The organism is Streptomyces sp. NPDC029466 (assembly GCF_055574515.1).
On the sequence record NZ_JBVHZH010000032.1, the window covers coordinates 82,138 to 102,981 of the forward strand.

Consider the following 20,844-nt stretch of genomic DNA (forward strand, 5'->3'; position numbering starts at 1 on the left):
AGGAGGTACCCATGAAGATGCTGATCAACGTCGCCGAAACCGTGGTGACGGATGCGCTGCGCGGGATGGCCGCGGCCCACCCCGAGCTGGTGGTGGATGCCGAGAACCGGGTGATCGTACGGCGGGACGCGCCGGTGGCGGAAAAGGTGGCGCTGGTATCCGGGGGCGGCAGTGGGCACGAGCCGCTGCACGGCGGGTTCGTCGGGCCCGGCATGCTGGACGCCGCCTGTCCGGGCGAGGTCTTCACCTCGCCGGTGCCCGATCAGATGGTGCGGGCCGCGGCGGCCGTGGACAGCGGCCACGGCGTGCTGTTCCTCGTGAAGAACTACACCGGGGACGTCCTCAACTTCCAGATGGCGGCGGAGCTGGCGGAGGACGAGGGGGTGCAGGTGGCCAGTGTGCTCATCGATGACGATGTCGCGGTGACCGACTCGACGTTCACCGCGGGGCGGCGCGGCACCGGGGCGACGCTCTTCGTGGAGAAGATCGCCGGTGCCGCGGCGGAGGAGGGCATGCCGCTGGAGCGGGTGGAGGCGCTGGCCCGGCAGGTCGTGGCGTCCTCGCGCAGTTTCGGGGTGGCGCTGAGCGCCTGTACGACCCCGGCGAAGGGCAGCCCGACCTTCGATCTCCCTGCCGGGGAGCTGGAGTTGGGGGTCGGGATCCACGGCGAGCCGGGGCGCGAGCGCCGCGCGATGATGACCTCGCACGAGATCGCGGACTTCGCGGTGGACGCGATCCTGGAGGACCTGGATCCGCGGCTGCCGGTGCTGGTGCTGGTCAACGGCATGGGTGCGACCCCGCTGCTGGAGCTGTACGGATTCAACGCGGAGGTCCGCCGGGTGCTCGACGAGCGGGGCGTGGCGGTGGCCCGTACGCTCGTCGGCAACTATGTGACGTCGCTGGACATGGCGGGCTGCTCGGTGACGCTGTGCCAGGTCGACGGGGAGCTGCTGCGGCTGTGGGACGCGCCGGTGCAGACCGCGGGGCTTCGCTGGGGACGGTGACCGGGCCTTCGGACCCGTGCCCGTATCGCTTTCTTTCTCCGTACCTGAACAACCAAGGAGTAGTCCGTGTCCGAAACGGTGCTGGATACCGCGTTCTTCGTACGCTGGATGACGGCGGCCGCCGCCGTCATCGACCGGGAGGCCGACCGGCTCACCGAGCTGGACTCACCCATCGGTGACGCCGACCACGGAAAAAATATGCAGCGCGGCTTCGCGGCCGTGGTCAAGGTACTGGAGACGGAGCCGCCGGCGACGCCCGGTGGCGTCCTGACCGCCGCCGGACGGCAGTTGATCTCCAGTGTGGGCGGGGCGTCCGGGCCGCTCTACGGGACGCTGCTGCGGCGCGCCGGCAAGACCCTGGGCGAGGCACCGCAGACCTCGGCGGCGGAGCTGCGGTCCGCGCTGGCCGCGGGGGTGACCGCGGTGGGGCAGCTCGGCGGTTCGGCGCCGGGCGACAAGACGATGCTGGACGCGCTGACGCCCGGTGTCGTGGCGCTGGAGGACTCCTTCGACGCGGCGGCCGCGGCCTCCGCCGAGGGTGCGCTGGCCACCGTACCGATGCAGGCCAGAAAGGGCCGGGCGAGCTATCTGGGAGAACGCAGCATCGGGCATCAGGATCCGGGCGCGACGTCCTCGGCACTGCTGTTCGCGGCGCTCGCGGAGGTGGCGAAGTGAGCACGGGGACGGCGAACGGGACGAGCGGCGGCGAGAGCGCGCGGGTCGGGGTGGTGCTGGTGTCGCACAGCGGGCCGGTCGCGGAGTCGGTGGCGACGCTGGCGGTCGGGCTGGCCGGCGGCGGGGACACGGTGCCGGTGGCCGCCGCGGGCGGCACTCCGGACGGCGGCCTCGGCACGAGTGCGGAGCTGATCACCGAGGCGGCGCGGTCGGTGGACCGCGGTGCGGGGGTGGCGGTCCTGGTCGACCTGGGCAGCGCCGTACTGACCGTCAAGGCACTGATCGCCGAGGGGGACGAACTCCCCGAGGGCGCCCGGCTGGTGGACGCGCCGTTCGTGGAGGGTGCGGTGGCCGCCGTGGTCACCGCGTCGGCCGGGGCGGATCTGGACGCGGTCGCGGCGGCGGCCGGGGAGGCGTACGGCTACCGCAAGGAATAGGAGGGCCGCGTGGGAGGCTGCCGGCCGGGCCCGCTCAGGGTTTGCGGGCGACGCCCGCGTAGCAGGCGGCCTCCGCGTCGGTGACATGGGTGGCGTCCTCGGGGCGGTCCGGGCGCCACTGGTGGGAGAGCGTGAGGCCCGGTTCCAGCAGCTCCCAGCCGTCGAAGAAGCTCAGGACCTCGGCGCGGGAGCGGAACTGGAGCCGGGTGCCCGTATCGCCGTAGATCTTGATGATCTTCCGCATCGCCTCGGGGCTGAAGTCCGGTGTGGCATGGCTCAGCGCCAGGGTGCTGCCGCTGGGCAGTGCGGCCTTGAGGGTCTCGACGATGGTGTGGGCGCGGTCCTCACCGTCGTCGGGGACGAAGTGCATCAGAGCGTTCAGGCTGAGCGCGACCGGGCGGGTCAGATCGAGGGTGTCCAGGAGCTGGGGCGCGCCGAGGATGCCCCACGGGTCGTTGACATCGGCCTGGACATACGCCGTGCGGCCCTCGGCGGTGCCGATCAGCAGCGCCGCGGCGTGCGCGAGGACGATCGGGTCGTTGTCGGTGTAGACGACCCGGGCTTCGGGGGCGATGTTCTGGGCGATGTCGTGGAGGTTCGGCGGGGTGGGGATGCCGGTGCCGATGTCGAGGAACTGCCGCAGACCGGAGGCGGCGAGGACCCGGGTGGCGCGGTGCATGAACTCGCGGTTGATGCGGGCGGCGACCAGCGCGGCGGGGAAGACGCCCAGGACGCTCCCGGCGGCCATCCGGTCGGCCAGGAAGTTGGTCTTGCCGCCCAGGAAATAGTCATAGATCCGGGACGAGTGGGCCCGGTCCAGCTGTAGGTCCACCACGGAATCGTGCTCGCCCATCGTGCGCTGCCTCCCCAGTTCGCCCACCCGCCCGGCGTGTCCCCCACGCACCATGATGCCCGTTCCGTCCGCCGCGCACCGTCGAGAGTGCGTCAAACTCCTTCGCACGACAGGCCGTTGGGACGCGGTGCCCCGTATGTCACGGATCATGCCGGAGCACACCCGGCGCGTCCCATGACGGGCGGCCATGCCGCGGTCATGCGCGGTCACATGCCACGGTCATGCGTAGTCATATGAATACGCAGCGGCAGATTTTTGCCCTGCCGATGCCACAAACGGGCTCACTTTCCGGTTCATTGGAAGGTGAGAGCAACCGCTCTCCCGCGGCCGGCGGCGCCTCGGCGCCCGGCTCGGTGCATGCCCAACGGAACGAGGACGGCTTGTGAGCGCAGACCGGGACCGACCGCTGCCGGCGTGCGCTCCGGCGCATGTCCGTGCCGCGGAGTTATCGCCACTCCCCCACTGTTCGCTCCCGGCCTCCGCTTCGGACCCGTTCGACCACCGGCTGTCGATCACCTTCGAGGCGTTTCTGGCCACCCATGCGCGGAAGTGGCTGACCTACGCCTATCTGCACACGGGCAGCGAGGCCGCGGCCCGTGAGGTCACCCGGGCCGCGTACGGGCAGCTCGGCCGGCTGTGGCCGCACGCGCTGCGGCAGGCGTCGGTGGAGGCGTACGCCTGGTCGGTCCTCAAGGAACGGGTCGTGGAGTGGCTGTACGACCACCACCAGCCCACCGCGCTCACCGAAACCGCCGCCTTCGCCGTCGTCACCCATGCCCTGCTGCGTGAGTGCCAGCAGCAATTCGCCATGCTGGAGAGCCAGTTGGGGCTGTACGCGGCCATCGCCCGGCTGCCGGAGCGGCAGTGCGATGTGATCGTGCTGCGCCATGTCATCGGGTACAGCGACGCCCAGATCGGCGCGCTGCTCGGCGTCGACGAAGTGACCGTCCGCTCCTATGCGAGCCGCGGCAAGCGCAAGCTCGCCGCCGCGCTCGGTATCGATCAGGGAAACGCAAGGGGGAACTGACCATGTGGCACACCCGTCCCGCCGACCGCCGGGAGACCGTCGAGACACTGCTCAGCGCGGCCGCGGCGGTGTCCGGCATCGATGATCTGGCCGGATTCCGCGACCTCGATGACGCGGGCGCGCTCGGCCGCCTCGGCGCGTCCCTGCTCGCGGGGACGGCGGCCGCGGACGGTCGTCCGACAGCGGTGCGGACGGTCCGGGCCGACCAGGGCGCGCCCAGCACCTACCCCAGCGCCCGGGACGAGGCCACCCATGAGCTCCAGCTGGCCTGTGCGCTGGTCGTCAATGCCGCGGCGGCCGCGGCGAGTCTGGAACGGCTGGTCAACGACCATCACATCGACCCCGAGGGCGCGCTGGTCTTCGCCTGTCTGCTGCACATCACCGGGCGCACCGACGCGGCGCACTTCTGGTGGCACTTCGGCGCCGGCGCCGGCAGCCGGACGGCCGCCTACTGCCTGTATCTCTCGCACCGCCGCAACGGCGAGTACCGCGACGCCGCCTACTGGCGCGAGCAGGCCGCCCACGCGCCGGACGAGGAGCGCCCCTCGGTGGCCGCGTTCGACGAGAAACAGCTGCTGCCGGACTCGGCCCGGCACAACCTCCTCGTCCAGTGGCACAGCGGGCTTGCCCCGACCCTGCCGACCGCGCTGGAGAACGTGATCAACCGTCTCGTCGTGGACAGCGACGACGAGGACTTCGGCGAGATCCCCCGCCCCTCCCCCACGCTCGTCCGGGACCTGGGCCGGGCGGAGTAGCCACCCGCCGCGCGCCCGCGCCCGTCCGGGCCGGCCCACTGCCCGGACGGCGGGCCGCCGGGCTCAGATGTCGTCGGCCTCCGCGACCGGGTCCGCCACCGCGGGCGGCCACGCCGGGCGGCTGGCGTCGGGGACCGCGGTCAGCGCATGCCCGACGGTGGGGTAGCAGGAGAAGACGCCGAGGGACTGGGTGCCGACCAGCAGCCGCAGCATCCGTACGCCGAGCGAGGCCAGCAGCAGCCGGCCCTCCAGGCGGCGGCAGAGCCATTCCAGGGCGAGCAGGCAGCTCAGCCCCCGTGAGTCACAGAAGCGCAGGGCGGTCAGATCGAGCACCAGATAGCGGTGTCCGGCCGAGACCACCTCCCGGGCCTCGGCCAGAAAGGCCTGCTCGGTGCGGAGGTCCAGCTCCCCACTCACCCGCAACACCGCACACTCTTCCGCCTGCACGATCGCAGTGACCGCCAACGACCGCATCTCCGAACTCATGCCGTCCAGACTAAGCGCCGCCGACGGCTGCACCACCGCGATGGCCCGCCGGCGCACCATGGCCCTCCCCCCGGCGCCGCCCCGGCCCGTCGCGCCCGGGCGGACCCTCCCCACGCGCCATACGGGCACCCGTTCGTGCGTACGGCCAGGCTGACAGCGTTCGGAAGCGGGCGGAAACGGTCTGGTTTTTTGCCGTGACGGGCAGCCTGCGGGGCCGCTCCGGTTGCTATAAACCTGATGCGGGCGGAAACGGGCAACCTCGTGACCGAACGCAGACCGGAAGCACACGGAAAGCGGCAGGAGTGAACCATGAGGGCCGAGGAACGCCAGCATCGCCTCCTCGCGCTCGCCCGGCAGTCCGGCCGGATCGAGGTCGCCGAGGCCGCATCGGAATTCGGGGTCGCCCGGGAAACCGTCCGGCGCGATCTGAGCGAGCTGGAGCGCCGGGGCCTGGTCCGGCGTACGCACGGCGCGGCGTACCCGGTCGAGAGCGCCGGGTTCGAGACCACGCTGGCCCGGCGGGAGACCCAGCAGGTGGACGAGAAGCGCCGGATCGCGGCGGCCGCCGCGGCGCTGGTCGGCGAGGCCGAGACGGTCTTCGTCGACGAGGGCTACACCCCGGAGCTGGTCGCCACGCTGCTGCCCACCGACCGCCCGCTGACCGTGATCACCGCCTCGCTGCGCACCGCCTCCCTGGTCGCGGCGTCCGAATCCACCACCGTCCTGCTGGCCGGCGGCCGGGTCCGCTCCGGGACGCAGGCGACGGTGGGGTCCTGGGCCCGGGAGATGCTCGCCCGGTTCGTGATCGACCTGGCCTTCCTGGGGGCGAACGGCGTCTCCCGGGAGCACGGTCTGACCACGCCGGATCCGGCGGTCGCCGAGGTGAAGGAGCAGGCGGTCCGCTCCTCACGGCGGCGGGTGCTGGTCGGGGTGCACAGTAAATTCGGTGCCAGCAGTTTCTGCCGGTTCGCCGAGGTTCGTGACTTCGACACGATCGTCACCGACGCGGGGCTGTCCGCGCCGGAGGCGCATCGCTATTCGCTCCTGGGGCCGCAGGTGCTCCGGGTCTGACCGCGGCCGGGGCCGCCGGACGACCGGCCCCGCACCGCGGCACCACATCCCCCACAGCTGACCGCCGAAGGCCGGGCCCGCACCGCCGGCCGTCGGACGGCTCCCGGGCGTACCCGCGAAACGGCGCCGTACGCCCCAAAACCGCCGCTTGTGCGGCATTCGCCGGACACGCACCTCCCCCTTGTCCCCAGAAAGGTACGAGCCGTGAGAGCACGACCCCCCGGACCAGGCCGCGGCGCCCGCTCCCTAGGGCTGACCGCCCTCGCCGTGGCCCTGGCGCTGTCCACCGCCGGCTGTTACCGCGGCGCCGGCGACGCGGGCAACGAGAGCCGCCACAGCATCAATGTCCTGATGGTCAACAACCCGCAGATGGTGGATCTCCAGCGGCTCACCGCCGAGCACTTCACCAAGGAAACCGGCATCAAGGTCAACTTCACCGTGCTGCCGGAGGACGATCTGCGCGACAAGATGAGCCAGGACTTCTCCAGCCAGGCCGGGCAGTACGACGTGGCGAGCGTCAGCAACTACGAGACGCCCATCTACGCCCGCAACGGCTGGCTGACCGAGCTGGGCACCCGTGCCGCCAAGGACCGCGGATTCGACCAGGGCGACATCCTCCCCCCGGTCCGCTCCTCCCTCACGGCCGCCGACGGCAAGATCTACGCCCAGCCCTTCTACGGCGAGTCCTCGTTCCTGATGTACCGCAAGGACCTCCTCAAGGAGGCCGGGCTGTCCATGCCCGCCCGGCCCACCTGGCACCAGGTGGCCGCCCTGGCGGCGAAGCTGGACGGCTTCCGCAAGGGCATGAAGGGGATCTGTCTGCGCGGCCAGCCGGGCTGGGGCCAGCTGGCCGCCCCGCTGAGCACCGTCGTCAACACCTTCGGCGGGACGTGGTTCACCAAGGACTGGCGGCCGCAGGTCGACAGCCCGGAATTCACCCGGGCCACCCGGTTCTACGTGGATCTGGTCCGCAAGCACGGGGAGGCGGGCGCCCCGCAGGCCGGCTACACCGAGTGCCTCAACGACATGCAGCAGGGCAAGGTCGCCATGTGGTACGACGCGACGGCCGGCGCCGGTTCGCTGGAGGGGGCCGACTCCAAGGTCGCGGGCAAGGTCGGCTACGCACCGGCGCCGGTGGAGCGGACCCGGGACGCGGGCTGGCTCTACACCTGGGCGTGGGGCGTACAGAAGGCCAGTACGCACCAGGACGCGGCCTGGAAGTTCATCCGCTGGGCCTCGGGCAAGGACTACGAGCGGCTGGTGGGCCGCGAGCTGGGCTGGGCGAACGTGCCCGGCGGCAAGCGGGCCTCCCTCTACCGCGATCCGGCCTACGTCAAGGCGTCCGGGGCGTTCGCCGGCCCGACCGAGCGGGCGATCCGCTCGGCCCGGCCCGGCGACCCCGGCGTCCAGCGGCGCCCGGCCCCCGGCATCCAGTTCGTCGGCATCCCCGAGTTCGCCGACCTGGGCACCAAGGTGTCCCACGAGATCAGCTCGGCCATCGCCGGGAAGCAGAGCGTGTCCGAGGCCCTGAAGAACAGCCGGCGACCGGCGCAGGAGGTGTCCGATGCCTATACGGACCACTGAGCCGGCCCCCGCGGCCGAGGTGGCCACCGTGCACCGCGGCGGTGCCCCGGCGGCCCGTGCCCGCCGCACCGAGCGGGCGAAGAACTGGGCCCGCCGCGCCCCGCTGCTTCCCGCGCTGGTCTTCCTGATCATCGTCACCCAGCTCCCGTTCGTGGCCACCGTGGTGATCTCCTTCACCCGCTGGAACGCGCTGGCGCCCGAGAACCGCGGCTTCGCCGCCTTCGACAACTACAAGGCGGTCTTCACCGATCCCGCGATGCGGGCCTCGGTGGGCACGACGGTGCTGCTGACGGTCACCGTGGTGCTGGTCAGCCTGCTGCTCGGGCTGGGTCTTGCGCTGCTGCTCGACCGTGGTTTCCGCGGGCGCGGCATCGTCCGGACCCTGCTCATCACGCCGTTCCTGGTCGTCCCCGTCGCCTCCGCACTGTTGTGGAAGCACGCGCTGTACAACGCCTCGTACGGGCTGCTGAACGGCTCGCTGACCTGGATCTGGCGGCTGTTCGGCAGCGACGACCCGCCGCAGCCGGACTGGATGACCGACTCGCCGCTGGCGGCGGTGGAGGTGTCGCTGATCTGGCAGTGGACGCCGTTCATGATGCTGATCCTGCTGGCCGGGCTGCAGAGCCGGGCCACCGACGCCATCGAGGCGGCCCGGATGGACGGCGCCTCGGCCTTCGACATCTTCCGCTATCTGACCCTGCCGCATCTGCGCCGCTACCTCGAACTCGCCGCGCTGCTGGGCACGGTGTACGTCGTGCAGAACTTCGACGCGGTGTTCACCATCACGTCCGGCGGCCTCGGCACGGCCAACCTGCCGTACACCATCTACCAGACCTTCTACCAGGCCCATGACTACGGACGGGCGTCCGCGCAGGGCGTCGTCGTGGTGCTGTGTTCGCTGCTGGTGGCGACCTTCGCGCTGCGTACCGTCTCGTCCCTGCTGCGCGAGGAGGTCACCCGATGAACCGCCCGCTCCTGGCCCCGCGCCGCCCCGGCTCCCCCGCCACCCGGCGCCGTCGCCACACCGGCACCCTGCTGGGCCTGGTGGCCTGGCTGTGCGGGATCGGCTTCTTCCTGCCGGTCGCCTGGATGGTGCTGACGTCCTTCCACAGCGAGACGGACGCAGCGACCAACCCGCCGAGCGTCGGCGCCGGGCTGAGTCTGCACGGCTACCGCGAGTTCTTCGGCGCGGGCAGCGGTGTCAGCCCCTGGCCGCCGCTGATCAACTCGCTGACCGCCTCCGTCGTCGCCACCGTGCTGGTGCTGCTGCTGGCGGTGCCCGCCGCCTACGCCCTCGCCATCAAGCCGGTGCGCAAGTGGAGCGATGTCCTCTTCTTCTTCCTGTCCACGAAGATGCTGCCGCTGGTGGCCGGGCTGCTGCCGGTGTACCTCGTCGCGCAGAACACCGGGATGCTCGACAGCATCTGGCTGCTGGTCCTGCTCTACACCTCGATGAATCTGCCGATCGCGGTGTGGATGATGCGTTCGTTCCTCGCCGAGGTCCCGGTGGAGATGCTGGAGGCCGCCTCGATCGACGGTGCCGGGCTGACCACCACCCTGACCCGGATCGTGGCGCCGGTCGCCATGCCGGGCATCGCGGCCACGGCCCTGATCTCCTTCATCTTCAGCTGGAACGAGCTGCTGTTCGCGCGGGTCCTGACCGGGATCGTGGCCGGCACCTCGCCGGTGTTCCTGACCGGACTCGTGACCAGCCAGGGCCTGTTCCTGGCCAAGGTGTGCGCCGCCGCCACCGTCATCTCCCTCCCGGTGATCGTCGCCGGGTTCGCCGCCCAGGACAAACTCGTCCAGGGCCTGTCGCTTGGAGCCGTGAAATGAAAGCCGCAGTGATCAGCGCCCCCGGGACCGTCGAGGTCGCCACCGTCGAGGACCCGGCGCCCGGCCCCCGCGAGGTCGTGGTCTCGGTCGCCGCCTGCGGGCTGTGCGGCACCGATCTGCACATCCTCCAGGGCGAGTTCGCGCCCACCCTGCCGGTCGTGCCGGGCCATGAGTTCGCCGGGACGGTCGTGGCGACCGGCAGCGCGGTCACCGAGCTCGCCGAGGGGGACCGGGTCGCCGTCGACCCGTCGCTCTACTGCTTCGAGTGCCACTACTGCCGCACCGGCCGCAACAACCTCTGTGAGCGCTGGGCCGCCATCGGGGTGACCACGGCGGGCGGCGCCGCCGAGTTCGCCGTGGCCCCGGTCGGGAACTGCGTCAAGCTGCCCGAACACATCAGTACCGAGGACGCGGCACTGATCGAGCCGCTCTCCTGCGCCGTACGCGGCTACGACATCCTGCGCTCCCAGCAACTGGGCACCCGGGTCCTCATCTACGGCTCGGGCACCATGGGCCTGATGATGCTCGAACTCGCCAAGCGCACCGGGGCCGCCGGGGTCGATGTCGTCGACATCAACCCGCAGCGGCTGGCCACCGCCCGCACCCTGGGGTGCAGCGCCGCGGCCGGTTCCGCCGATGAGCTGGACCGCCCGCGCGGCTGGGACGTGGTGATCGACGCGACCGGCAACGAGCACGCCATCCAGGACGCCCTGGGGCGGGTCGGCAAGGGCGGCACCTACCTCCAGTTCGGCGTCGCCGACTACGCGGCGCGCGCCACCATCGAGCCCTACCGCATCTACAACCAGGAGATCACCATCACCGGCTCGATGGCCGTCCTGCACAGCTATGAACGCGCCGCGGAACTCTTCGCCGCGGGCGTGCTGGACCCGGAGGTCTTCATCAGCGACCGGCTCCCGCTGGACCGCTACGCGGAGGCGCTGGGCCGCTTCCGGGCGGGCGAGGGGCGAAAGATCCTCGTACGGCCGTGAGCGGCGCCCGGGGCGGTCCTAGCGGGCCGCCCCGGGGGGCGCCGACTCCTGAGCGAGGCCCGGGAACGTGCGGCAACCCTGGCCGCACAGCTCTTGGTTGACAGTGCGTCCACCCGCGCGACAGCATCCGGCCGGTGGAGATCACCGAGCTGACCCCAGCGGAACGCCGTGTCTGGGAGGCGTTCCCCCTCGGCGCGGGCGTCGACTTCCGGGAGAACGCCGACGAGGACCCCGCCGCCGGCGCCACCTGGGGCCCCGAGCGGACCGTGCGCGCCGCGGTGCTCCGGGTGCTGCTGCTCAACGGGCCGTCACGGGACGGCGAGATAGCGGGGCTGAAACTGTGGGGCGCCCGGATCACCGGGGAGCTGAACCTGAAGTACGGCAGGGTGGAGCACCCGGTACGGCTGCGGTCCTGTTCCTTCGAGGAGACCCCGGATCTGTACGGCGCGACGCTGCGCATCCTGGCGCTGAACGACTCGGTCCTGCCGGGTCTCACGGCCGGACACCTCCATGTCGAGGGAGTGCTGCGGCTCACCTGTTGCCGTATCAAGGGGCCGGTGCGGCTGGCCGGGGCGCAGATATCCGGTGCGGTCTTCGCCAACGGAGCCCACTTCGGCGATCCGGCCGCCACGGAGCCGCCGGAGGAACCCGTTCTCCAGCTGAACCACGCCGACATCGGCACCGACCTCTGGGCTCCCGGCCTGGTCACCCACGGCCGGATCCGGCTGAACGGCGCGACCGTCGGCGGACAGGTCACGCTCGACGACGCACGGCTCAACGCCCCCGGCGGTCACGCGCTGGAGGCCGAGACGCTCAGCGTCGGCACCGACGTGCACGCCATGCGGCTGCGCGCCCACGGCCGGGTCGACCTGCGCGGTGCCCGGATCGGTGGGCAGCTCAACCTCGCCTATGCCGCCCTCGCCAACCCGGGTGGGGTGGCGTTACGCGTCAGCAGCTGCGTCGCGGGCGAGATGTGGCTGCGCGAGGCGCAGCCGGTGGTGGGCACGGTCAATCTCCGCCGCGCCCAGTTCGATGTGCTGTACGTCCCGCCGGAGGTCTGGCCGGACGAGGTCAAGCTCGACCGGCTCACCTACGGCTCGCTGCTTCCGCACCTTCCCGCCGAGGAACGGCTCCCGGTGCTGGAGCGCGAGCGCGCGGGTTATGTGTCGTACTCGTACGAGCAGCTCGCCGGCGCCTATCGTGCGGCCGGGGACGAAGCCGCCGCCCGCACCGTCCAGCTGGCCAAACTCCGCCGCCACCGCCGCACCCTGCCCTGGTACGCCAAGGTCTGGGGCCACCTCCAGGACGCCACCGTCGGCTACGGCTTCCGTCCGATGCGCGCCGCCGGCTGGCTGCTGGCCCTGTTGCTCATCGGCGCCCTCGCCTTCGCCCTGCACCCGCCACGCCCGCTGAAGACCGACGAGGCCCCCGACTTCAACCCGTTCTTCTACACCCTCGATCTGCTGATGCCGATCATCGGCTTCGGACAGGAGGGGGCCTTCGCGCCGCGGGGCGGGTACCAGTGGCTCTCGTATCTGCTGGTCGTCACGGGCTGGACGCTGGCCACCACGATCGCCACGGGCATCACCCGCTCCCTGGCCCGCCAGTAGCGGGCGTCCCCACCGTCCCCACCCACGCCGCCGTCTGCCACGCCCCGCGCAACTCCCGCCTCACGGACGGGAATCGGCCCTCGCGCCCGTGCGTTCGGCCGTGGCGCGGGCCCACCGGCTGGAGCTGATCGCAGCGAGGACGAGGACGCCGGTGCCGAGCACGACGAGCAGCCACCACACACGCTGCGCCGCGCCCGTGAACGCCGTGCCGCCATGGGCGATCTGCGGGCCGATGAGGGTCCCGGAGATCGCGACACCCAGGGTGGTGCCGGTCTGGCGGCCGGTGGAGGCCAGCGAGCCGGCCAGCCCGGCCATCGAACGGGGCATCCCGGAGAGCGCGGCGTTGGTGATCGGCGGGTTGACCGCGCCGAGGAAGACGCCGAACACCAGGTGCACCGCCAGCACGGCCGGCAGGGGGGTCTCCGGGCCGAGCCATAGCGACATGCCGCCGCCGAGGGCCAGCGCCGTCCCTGCCACCACCAGCGGTATCAGGGGACCGCGCGCGCCGACCACGCGCCCGGTGAGCGGCGCCACCACCAGGACCGGCAGCCCGACCGGGAGCAGGCACAGCCCGGCCGCCACCGGTGACAGGCCGCGCACATCCTGAAGGTACTGGGTGGTCACGAACAGGAACGCGCCGAAGCCGCACAGGCCGAACAGCGCCATCACGATCGCGGAGCTGAACGGCACACTGCGGAAGAGGCGCAGTTCCAGGAGCGGGTCGGCGCGGCGCGGTTCATATCCGAGGAGGCCCGCCACACCGAGCGCGGCGACGGCGAGCAGCCCGATGATGACCGGCGAGGTCCAGCCGAGCGCGCCGGACTCGATGATCGCGTAGACCACGCAGCCCAGGACCAGGACCATCAGTACCTGCCCGACGGGGTCGAACCGGCGGGCCCGTTCGGCACGGGACTCGGGTACGAACAGCGTGGCGCACACGATCGCCACGGCCACGATCGGGACGTTGATCCAGAAGACCGACCGCCAGCCGAGGGCGTCGACCAGCCCGCCGCCGACGACCGGTCCCAGCACCAGCGCCAGTCCGGACATCGAGGCGAAGACCCCGATGGCCCGGGCCCGTTCGGCGGCACCGGTGAACGTGGTCGCGACGATCGCCATGGCCACCGGGTTGAGCATGGTCCCGCCGACCGCTTGCAGCGCACGCGCCGCGATCAGCCAGCCGATGTCCGGCGCCAGTCCGCACAGCACCGAGCCGAGGCCGAAGGCCGCGAGACCGGCCTGGAAGACCCGCCGCCGGCCGACCCGGTCAGCGGTGGCTCCGGCCAGGACGAGGAACGCGGCCAGCACCAGCGTGTAGGCGTCGACCGCCCATTGCCGGCCGGATTCGGACGCGTGCAGGTCGCGGCCCATGCTGGGAAGCGCGACATTGACGATGGAGATGTCCATCACCACGACGACGATGCTCACGCAACAGATCGCGAGCACCAGGGACTTGCGGCGCGGGCTCAGTCCGGCAGCCGCCACGGGGGAAAGTACTGGTGAACTCATGGTCCGACGTTAGGAATTAGAGCGTGCTCGAAATCAAGCAGCACTCAGCAGCAGATGCCACCGAACCGAAGGCGCGCCCCGACGCGGTGCCCCCGGAAGGCGTGACCATCGCCGAGGCGGCCCGCCGCACCGGGGTGAGCGCCCACACGCTCCGCTATTACGAGCGGGCCGGCCTGGTCGTCAGCCCGGTCGACCGCACGAGCGGCGGCCGCCGCCGGTACCGCGCGCTCGACCTGAAGTGGATCGTCATCTGCACCAAGCTGCGCGCCACCGGCATGCCCATCAGGGGCATCCGCCGGTACGCCGAACTGGTCGCCGCCGGACCGGGCAACGAGGCGGAACGCCTCGCCCTCATGGAAGCCCACCGCGCCGACGTCCTGGCCAAGCTGGCGGAGACCCAGGAGAACCTGAAGATGATCGACCACAAGATCGAGAAGTACCGGGGCAGCATGGCCGCGGGCGACGCCGGCCGGCTCTGGGCACCCGTCAGCCACCCGTGAGCAGTCCGCTGCCCCGGCACTCTCAATGCGGCAGGCGGACGGGGGCGAGTTCACCGTGCAGCAGCGCCGTGCCGAGCGGGGTGAGGGCGTGGATGACCGAACCGCCGTCGCGCCGGCTGCTGGCCAGGTTGGCCTCGCGCAGGGCGCTCACATGCTCGCTGGCCGAGGGTGCGGAGACCCGTAAGCGGCGGGCCAGTTCACCCGTGGTGGCCGGTGCGTCGAGCGCGGCGAGGATACGGGCGCGGGTGCGGCCGAGGAGGGTGGACAGCGCCTGCGGATGACAGCTGCGGGTGGTGGCCGGTGCCCACGCCGTGGAGTGTTCCACGGGGTAGACCAGCACCGGCGGCAGGCCGGGGTCGGCCAGCGCGATGGGTCTGCGCCAGCAGAAGTGGGACGGGATCAGCCGCAGCCCGCGCCCGCCCAGCCGCAGCTCGCGGTCCTGGGGATAGTCGACGTACAGCACCGGCGGCTCCCAACGGAGCGCCGGGCGGAGGCTGTTGAGCATGCCGTCGACTCCGCCGCGGCAGAGGGCGCGGGCCCGGGCACCGCGGTCGGAGTCGACGGTGACGGCCGCCTCCGTCCAGTCGGGGGCGATCACCGCGCGGTGCACCTCCCGGAAGGCGCGGGCCAGTTCGTCGAGCGGCTCCCGGCTTCCGGCGGCCAGGGCGGCGCTCCAGCGCGGGAGCCGGTCCGGCAGCGCGGCCCGCGCGGATTCCGCCGTCAGCCGGACCGGGGAGGTCTCCCGCAGCGCCGCCAGCCCGGCGGCCAGCCCGTCGCGGGCCGCGTCGGGGGTGAGGAAGTCCGGGAAGTAGCGGGCGTCGGCCGGGGCCAGTGCGCTGATCAGCCGGGCGGCGCGGGTCAGTCCCCGGGCGTCCAGTTCGCGGCGGGCGCGAGCGCGCCAGGCGCCGTACACCGGCACCCCGCGCCCCGGTGGGGTGAGATGGTGCAGAGCGAGCACCGTTTCCCACAGGGGATCGGGTTCGGCCGCTATCTGTACCCGCGCGACATCCCGGTCTTCGAAGTGAATACGCAACATGCGGCCCCCGCGGCATGCTCATGACCCTGTGGCCAGGGCCCCCCCGTTCGGGACCTGGTGGCACGGCCCCGCCGCCAGACTGCCGGGTGGGGAACGGGGGTGTCCAGGGCGAGTGGTGGCATGCCGCCTGCTCGGGTGGTGAAGCCGGGGAGTGCGCAGCGCCCGCGGTCAGGCCCCGCTCGCGAGCCGTTCCGCCAGCCGCTCCAGGAACACCCGCTGGCCCGCCACCAGCCGCTCTCGCGCCTCGTCCGGGCCCCACCAGGCCACCCGGTCGATCTCGGGGAAGATGCCGATCACCCCGGAGCCGCGCGGCCACTCCATCTCGAAGGTGCCGGGCACCACCTGCTCCGGATCGAGATCGCTCTCCACGGCCCAGGCGGTCACCACCTTGCCGCCCGACTGGCGGATCTCGCCCAGCGGGAGACCGGGCCCGTCGGGCGGCGGCACGCCCAGCTCCTCCGCGAACTCCCGCCGGGCCGCGTCCCACGCCTCCTCCGGCGGTACGTACTCGCCCTTGGGCACGGTCCACGCCGCCGCGTCCCGCCGCTCCCACAACGGCCCGCCCATGTGCGCCAGCAGCACCTCGACCCCGGTCGCCGTGCCCCGGTACAGCAGCAGCCCGGCACTGCGCTTCCCGGCCATGGCGCTACGAGGCCCCGCCGTCGTGCGCGGTGAGCACCGTCTCGACGGTGTCCGCCTCGGCCGCGGTCTTGTCCTCCCGGTAGCGCACCACCCGTGCGAAGCGCAGGGTCACGCCCGCCGGGTAGCGCGAGGAGGTCTGGAGCCCGTCGTAGGCGATCTCGACGACGAGTTCCGGACGCACCGTCACGACATGGCCGTTGTCCGCCACCGCGAGCTCCCGCAGCCGCTCGGTCTGCCAGCCGAGGGTGGCGTCGGTGAGCCCCTTGAAGGTCTTGCCCAGCATGACGAAACCCCCGTCCGGGTCCCGCGCCCCGAGGTGGAGGTTGGACAGCTTCCCGGTGCGCCGGCCGTGGCCCCACTCCGCGGCCAGCACCACCAGGTCCAGGGTGTGCACGGGCTTGACCTTCAGCCAGGCGGCGCCGCGGCGGCCGGCGCTGTAGGGGGCGTCCAGCGCCTTGACCACGACGCCCTCATGTCCCCGGCGCAGGGTCTCGGCCCAGAACTCCTCCGCGGCGGCGCGGGCGGCGGCGTCGGCGGGGTCGCCGATCACCTGGCGGCGCACCCGCAGCGGCTCGGGGACCAGCCGGGCCAGCTCCGCATACCGCTGCTCGCCCGGCAGTTCCAGCAGGTCGCGGCCGTCGACCGACAGCACGTCGAAGAAGACCGGGGACAGCGGCAGCGCGGCCTGCGCGGCGGAGACGTCCACCCGCGAGCCGAACCGTCCGGCGACCCGCTGGAACGGCACCGGCCGGCCGGTGCCGTCCAGGGCGATCACCTCGCCGTCGAGGATGAAGCGGCCGGCCGGCAGCTCCCGGGCGAGGGCGGTGACCTCGGGGAGCCGGTCGGTGACCTCGTCCAGGGTGCGGGTGTGGATCCGGACGTCCGGCCCGTCACGGTGCACCTGGACGCGGATGCCGTCGAGCTTCTCCTCCACGGCGCAGGCCCCGAGCCGGTCGACCGCCTCGGCCACCGACTTGGCGCTGTGCGCCAGCATCGGCCCTACGGGCCGGCCGACGGTGAGCCGGAAGTCCGCGAGCGCCGCCGGTCCCTCGGCGAGCAGCGCCCGCGCCACGTCCGGCAGCGAGCCCGCCAGCATCACGGCGCGCCGTACGTCCGCCGCGGGCACCTCGGTCGCGGCGGCGAGCCCTTCGGCCGCGATGGCGTCCAGCGCGCCCTGCCGTACCTCTCCGGTGAGCAGACCGGTCAGGAACCGCTGCTCCTCCGCGGTCGCCGCGGCCAGCAGCTCCCGGACGAGGCCGCGCCGCTCGCCCTGCGCCCCGGCCCCGGAAACCCGCGCCAGGGCGGTCAGCGCGGTATCCACGTCGCGTACGGTCAGCGTGGCGCGGTCCGCGGCCGGCACCGGTTCGCGCAGCACGCTCCAGCCGACCCCGATCCGCCCCTGCGGCAGCCGTCCGGCGAGATACGGGATGACCACCGGGACGTCCTCCGGCGCCGCGGCCCGGAACAGCCCGGCCAGCAGCGCGATCTTCCGCGAACGCGCCGGTGTCGCGGCGACCTCTCCCGATACCTGTGCGAGATGCGCCAGCAGCATAGGGCCATGGTGCCCCCGCGGCGCCGTCACCGCTTCCCCTGACGGCGGATCCCCGCCCCTGTGGCGTCAGGGGGCGAGGTAGGAGTGGAAGAGGTTTTCCGGGTCCCACTGCGCCTTGATCTCCTGGAGACGGTCCCAGGTGGCGGGGGTGTAGGAGCGCCGGGCCCGCACGGGGTCGGCCTCCAGGTCCGTCTCGGCGATGTAGTGGCAGCCCTCGCCCCGCGGGTCGGCGGCGGCCATCGCGTCCCGCAGCCAGCGCGCGTTGTCCCGGTCGCCGGCCGGGTCCTCCCAGACCGCGTAGCAGACGAGATAGGACGCGCCGAGCGGGGCGAAGGCCATGTTCCGCAGCAGTGCGGGTTCCTGGGAGACCGGCTGCACGGGCGAGAGCACCAGGGACTTCCCGGAGGGGGCGCGGGCGACCGCGTCGGCGATCCGGGTCAGCTGGGTGGCGTGGCTCTCCGGCGACCACAGGGTGTCCGCCGCATACCGGTGTGCGGGCGGCCAGATGGCTGCCGCGCCCTCGTGCAGCGCGGCGAAGGACACCGGCGTGGGCAGTTGCCGGGTGACGGCGCATTCGCCGAAAGGACAGTCGGCGAACGGCTCCAGCGCCTGCCGGGCCTCGTGCTCCGTGGCGGCGAACGCGGTGGCGGCGACCGTGATCCGGGGTCCCCGGGGAGCACTGGTTGTCGGCGGGCCGGAGGCCGCGAGGACGAAGGCGGTCTCGACGTACGGCGGGAGGCGGCGCGCGATCGGCTCCGCCCACTCCGTCACCTGCCGGACATCGGCCAGCGGGAAGGTGAGGCTGGTCATCAGCATCGAGGCCGGGTGCGGGTGCAGGGCGAGACGGAAGCCGGTGACGGCCGCGCAGAAGCCCGGCCCGGCCCCCCGGGCGGCCCAGAAGAGATCGGGGTGCTCGGTGTCGCTACAGGTGACCGTCCGCCCGTCGGCGGTGACGGCCCGGATCTCCCGCACATCGGCGCAGGACGCCCCCCAGGCACGGGAGTTCCAGCCGAGACCGCCGCTGAGCAGGAATCCGCCGACCGCCACCGTGGGGCAGTGCCCGACGGGGAAGGCCAGGTCGTGCGGGGTGAGGGCGGCGACCAGGTCGTGGCCGGTGGCAGCGGGGCCGACGGTGGCGGTAGCCGGGCCGGTGCCCTGGGCGGGCGTGAGGGCGCACTGCCGGAGCCCGGAGAGGTCGAGCAGCAGGCCCCCGTCGCGGAGGGGCGAGCCGGACCAGTTGTGCCCGCCGGAGCGCATCGATACCCGCAGGCCCTGGGCACGGGCCCAGGTGACGGCGTGCACCACGTCCGCTTCCGTGGCGGCCCGCACGATGAGGTCGGGGAACCGCGGGGGCGTGACCTCGTTCCACACCGTGCCGGTACGGGCGTCCTCGTAGCCGGGGTCGGCCCGCCGGATCAGCGTGCCCTCGATGTCCGTCCCAACTGCCGGTGCCCGTGGGCGCATCGCCGCCGCCTCCTCACCAAATCTGGCCGGTGATCAGGCCGAAGACGCCGATGGACACCACGTAGCAGAGCAGCATCACCGCGACACCGGTCAGCTGCACCCGGCGGGTGCGGGCGCGGGCGGGCACCAGCCAGAAGGCGAGCGCCCGGTTCACGGCCGGCATCAGCAGCCAGGTCAGTGCGCTGACGCTCAGCACATTGGAGAGGAACAGCCCGATGTACTCCCGGATTCCGAGCTTCTCCAGTCCGTATCCCACGGTCAGGTTGAGCACCATCACCGTCGGATAGAGCGCCAGCAGAACGGACATGGCCTGTTTCCAGTTGGGCGGCGCGCTGTGATCCTCACCGTGGTCGAAGGTGAACCAGCCGCTGAACGACGAACCCACCTTGCGCACGTCGTAGGAGGTGAAGTATTTGCTCCCCTCCTCCAGCAGCTTGCTGCGTACGTCGGAGGTGAGCCAGTCGTCGAGGTAGGCACGCGACTCGAACCGGAAGACCACAACCCAGTTGTCCTGCACGCCGGCCACCGGCTCGAACAGCTCCGACCCCATGAAGCCCGGTGCCTTCTCCTGCTCCTTGAGGGTCTTCTGCTGCCAGCTCACAAATCCCTCTTCGCAGCCCGGCTTCACCTCGTGCGAGATCACGGCCGTGACCGCCTCCGGGGCCGGCCGGGCGGGGGTGCCGCCCTGGAGCACCTCTTGCGTCGGGGGGCTCTCGAAGAGTCCGCGCGCTTCGTCCAGCAACTCCTGGCGCCGCTCCGAATCCAGCCATGCGGTCAAATAATCCATGGCGGAAAAGCGGAATACGGCCACCCATTCATTGGCTTCACCGGCGCCCGGCGGAAATACCTCGGCGCCCACAAAACCCGCGAATTCACCGGCCGCCTGATTCACCCGGTCCTGCCAGCGCCGATACTCGTCGGCCCGGCCCTCACGCACCTTCTGCGAGGTCACCACGGTGGCGTTGAGCGCCGTGGGGTCACGGCTTGCACGGGAACTCACATCGAGTAGCCTAGTCCATAGGGGAATTATCGGGCAAATTGGGCATTTATCCAGTCTGTTCCGCAGAGGACGCTGAGGAATCGATGCCGATCGGAGAGTCCGTGATGGAAGACAAAGAACTCCTCGCAGAGGCCGTACGGCTGGCCACGGAATCCGTGGAGAACGGCTGGGGCGGCCCGTTCGGCGCGGTGATCACACGCAACGGCGAGATCCTCGCCCGCGGGCAGAACCGCGTTCTGCTGACCGGCGACCCCACCGCTCACGCCGAGATGCAGACCATCAGCAAAGCCATCCAGGTCCTCAACCCTGAGGCTCCGTCAATCGCGGTGGAGCATCAGAACGAGAGCACGCTGGAGTACGTCCCCCGGCCCGAGGGTTCACCGGACCCGCTGCCGGAACGCGCCCGGATGCTCCAGGGCTGCTCGATCTACATCAGCGGCGCCCCCTGCCCGATGTGTATGAGCGCCATCTACTGGTCGCGGATGGACGCCGTGTACTACAGCTGCGACCTGGAGGACACCGCGCGGATCGGCTTCGACGACTCGTTCCAGTACGAGGACTTCAAGCGGCCCCTCGGCGAGCGGCGGATCAAGATCGAACAGATCCACCCCGAGCTGGGCGCCCATGCGTATGCGGCATGGACCAACCGGGCCGACCGGCACGCGTACTGACGAAGGATCACGGCCCGGGGGGGGGGGGGCGGCCCCCCCCCCCCCCCGGCCGCTCCCCTGGGCCCCCCCCCCCCGGGCACGACCTCACCCCCCCGGCACGCGGCGTTTCTGTGGGGTTCCCCCTACCTCCCCTCATCCCTTAG

Annotated in this window: 21 protein-coding genes; 13 read left to right on the forward strand and 8 right to left on the reverse strand. The window is 72.1% G+C overall.

Features of this window, described 5'->3' with window-relative positions:
* Positions 1-11 precede the first annotated feature (11 nt).
* The 3 genes from dhaK to dhaM all read left to right on the forward strand — a co-directional run bounded on the left by dhaK (position 12) and on the right by dhaM (position 2,116).
* A complete protein-coding gene (gene dhaK / locus ACZ4XD_RS23785; protein ID WP_411133314.1) occupies positions 12-1,004 on the forward strand; it encodes a dihydroxyacetone kinase subunit DhaK in 993 nt (330 codons plus the stop codon).
* Between the two features lie 78 nt (positions 1,005-1,082).
* Entirely contained in the window at positions 1,083-1,679 is a 597-nt protein-coding gene (gene dhaL / locus ACZ4XD_RS23790) for a dihydroxyacetone kinase subunit DhaL (RefSeq protein ID WP_468045153.1), read from the forward strand.
* The gene (gene dhaM / locus ACZ4XD_RS23795; RefSeq protein ID WP_468045108.1) at positions 1,676-2,116 is read left to right on the forward strand and encodes a dihydroxyacetone kinase phosphoryl donor subunit DhaM; all 441 of its coding nucleotides are present in this window, start codon (positions 1,676-1,678) and stop codon (positions 2,114-2,116) included. Before dhaL ends, dhaM begins: the two co-directional genes overlap by 4 nt.
* Before the next feature lie 34 nt (positions 2,117-2,150).
* Here dhaM and ACZ4XD_RS23800 read toward each other — a convergent pair whose 3' ends face one another.
* Positions 2,151-2,969, reverse strand: a complete 819-nt coding sequence (locus ACZ4XD_RS23800; RefSeq protein ID WP_468045110.1) for an SAM-dependent methyltransferase — start codon at positions 2,967-2,969, stop codon at positions 2,151-2,153.
* Positions 2,970-3,351: 382 nt separating this feature from the next.
* Here ACZ4XD_RS23800 and ACZ4XD_RS23805 point away from each other — a divergent pair, with 382 nt between their 5' ends.
* Entirely contained in the window at positions 3,352-3,996 is a 645-nt protein-coding gene (locus tag ACZ4XD_RS23805) for an RNA polymerase sigma factor (protein WP_468045112.1), read from the forward strand.
* A gap of 2 nt (positions 3,997-3,998) precedes the next feature.
* Entirely contained in the window at positions 3,999-4,751 is a 753-nt protein-coding gene (locus tag ACZ4XD_RS23810; RefSeq protein ID WP_468045114.1) for a hypothetical protein, read from the forward strand.
* A 63-nt stretch (positions 4,752-4,814) separates the two neighbouring features.
* On the opposite strand, the gene ACZ4XD_RS23815 is transcribed toward ACZ4XD_RS23810, so the two are convergent.
* The gene (locus ACZ4XD_RS23815) at positions 4,815-5,237 is read right to left on the reverse strand and encodes an STAS domain-containing protein (protein ID WP_245698880.1); all 423 of its coding nucleotides are present in this window, start codon (positions 5,235-5,237) and stop codon (positions 4,815-4,817) included.
* 309 nt (positions 5,238-5,546) lie between these two features.
* Between ACZ4XD_RS23815 and ACZ4XD_RS23820 the strand changes: the two genes are divergently transcribed.
* The 6 genes from ACZ4XD_RS23820 to ACZ4XD_RS23845 all read left to right on the forward strand — a co-directional run bounded on the left by ACZ4XD_RS23820 (position 5,547) and on the right by ACZ4XD_RS23845 (position 12,327).
* On the forward strand, positions 5,547-6,308 hold the full coding sequence (locus ACZ4XD_RS23820) for a DeoR/GlpR family DNA-binding transcription regulator (RefSeq protein WP_468045117.1): 762 nt from the start codon (positions 5,547-5,549) through the stop codon (positions 6,306-6,308).
* A gap of 204 nt (positions 6,309-6,512) precedes the next feature.
* Entirely contained in the window at positions 6,513-7,892 is a 1,380-nt protein-coding gene (locus ACZ4XD_RS23825) for an ABC transporter substrate-binding protein (protein WP_468045119.1), read from the forward strand.
* Entirely contained in the window at positions 7,873-8,856 is a 984-nt protein-coding gene (locus ACZ4XD_RS23830) for a carbohydrate ABC transporter permease (protein ID WP_468045121.1), read from the forward strand. Before ACZ4XD_RS23825 ends, ACZ4XD_RS23830 begins: the two co-directional genes overlap by 20 nt.
* Positions 8,853-9,728, forward strand: coding sequence for a carbohydrate ABC transporter permease (locus ACZ4XD_RS23835; protein WP_387248160.1), 876 nt, complete (start codon positions 8,853-8,855; stop codon positions 9,726-9,728). The genes ACZ4XD_RS23830 and ACZ4XD_RS23835 overlap by 4 nt, the downstream gene beginning before the upstream one ends.
* A complete protein-coding gene (locus ACZ4XD_RS23840; RefSeq protein WP_468045123.1) occupies positions 9,725-10,717 on the forward strand; it encodes a zinc-dependent alcohol dehydrogenase family protein in 993 nt (330 codons plus the stop codon). The genes ACZ4XD_RS23835 and ACZ4XD_RS23840 overlap by 4 nt, the downstream gene beginning before the upstream one ends.
* A gap of 134 nt (positions 10,718-10,851) precedes the next feature.
* Entirely contained in the window at positions 10,852-12,327 is a 1,476-nt protein-coding gene (locus ACZ4XD_RS23845; RefSeq protein WP_468045125.1) for a membrane-associated oxidoreductase, read from the forward strand.
* A gap of 60 nt (positions 12,328-12,387) precedes the next feature.
* Here ACZ4XD_RS23845 and ACZ4XD_RS23850 read toward each other — a convergent pair whose 3' ends face one another.
* Positions 12,388-13,836 (reverse strand): DHA2 family efflux MFS transporter permease subunit, encoded by a 1,449-nt coding sequence (locus ACZ4XD_RS23850; protein ID WP_468045127.1) that lies wholly within the window; start codon positions 13,834-13,836, stop codon positions 12,388-12,390.
* Positions 13,837-13,859: 23 nt separating this feature from the next.
* Between ACZ4XD_RS23850 and ACZ4XD_RS23855 the strand changes: the two genes are divergently transcribed.
* Positions 13,860-14,336 (forward strand): MerR family transcriptional regulator, encoded by a 477-nt coding sequence (locus ACZ4XD_RS23855; RefSeq protein WP_468045129.1) that lies wholly within the window; start codon positions 13,860-13,862, stop codon positions 14,334-14,336.
* 22 nt (positions 14,337-14,358) lie between these two features.
* Here the strand turns inward: ACZ4XD_RS23855 and ACZ4XD_RS23860 are convergent, their stop codons facing one another.
* The 5 genes from ACZ4XD_RS23860 to ACZ4XD_RS23880 all read right to left on the reverse strand — a co-directional run bounded on the left by ACZ4XD_RS23860 (position 14,359) and on the right by ACZ4XD_RS23880 (position 20,030).
* Positions 14,359-15,372, reverse strand: coding sequence for a DUF5937 family protein (locus ACZ4XD_RS23860; RefSeq protein WP_468045131.1), 1,014 nt, complete (start codon positions 15,370-15,372; stop codon positions 14,359-14,361).
* A 168-nt stretch (positions 15,373-15,540) separates the two neighbouring features.
* Entirely contained in the window at positions 15,541-16,014 is a 474-nt protein-coding gene (locus ACZ4XD_RS23865) for an NUDIX hydrolase (RefSeq protein WP_468045133.1), read from the reverse strand.
* 4 nt (positions 16,015-16,018) lie between these two features.
* Positions 16,019-17,566: an ATP-dependent DNA ligase gene (locus tag ACZ4XD_RS23870; protein WP_468045135.1), complete on the reverse strand. Its 1,548-nt coding sequence runs from the start codon at positions 17,564-17,566 to the stop codon at positions 16,019-16,021.
* A gap of 66 nt (positions 17,567-17,632) precedes the next feature.
* On the reverse strand, positions 17,633-19,030 hold the full coding sequence (locus ACZ4XD_RS23875) for an FAD-binding oxidoreductase (RefSeq protein WP_468045137.1): 1,398 nt from the start codon (positions 19,028-19,030) through the stop codon (positions 17,633-17,635).
* Between the two features lie 13 nt (positions 19,031-19,043).
* The gene (locus ACZ4XD_RS23880; protein WP_468045139.1) at positions 19,044-20,030 is read right to left on the reverse strand and encodes an antibiotic biosynthesis monooxygenase; all 987 of its coding nucleotides are present in this window, start codon (positions 20,028-20,030) and stop codon (positions 19,044-19,046) included.
* 83 nt (positions 20,031-20,113) lie between these two features.
* On the opposite strand from ACZ4XD_RS23880, the gene ACZ4XD_RS23885 reads away from it, so the two are divergent.
* A complete protein-coding gene (locus tag ACZ4XD_RS23885) occupies positions 20,114-20,701 on the forward strand; it encodes a nucleoside deaminase (protein ID WP_468045141.1) in 588 nt (195 codons plus the stop codon).
* Positions 20,702-20,844 lie beyond the last annotated feature (143 nt).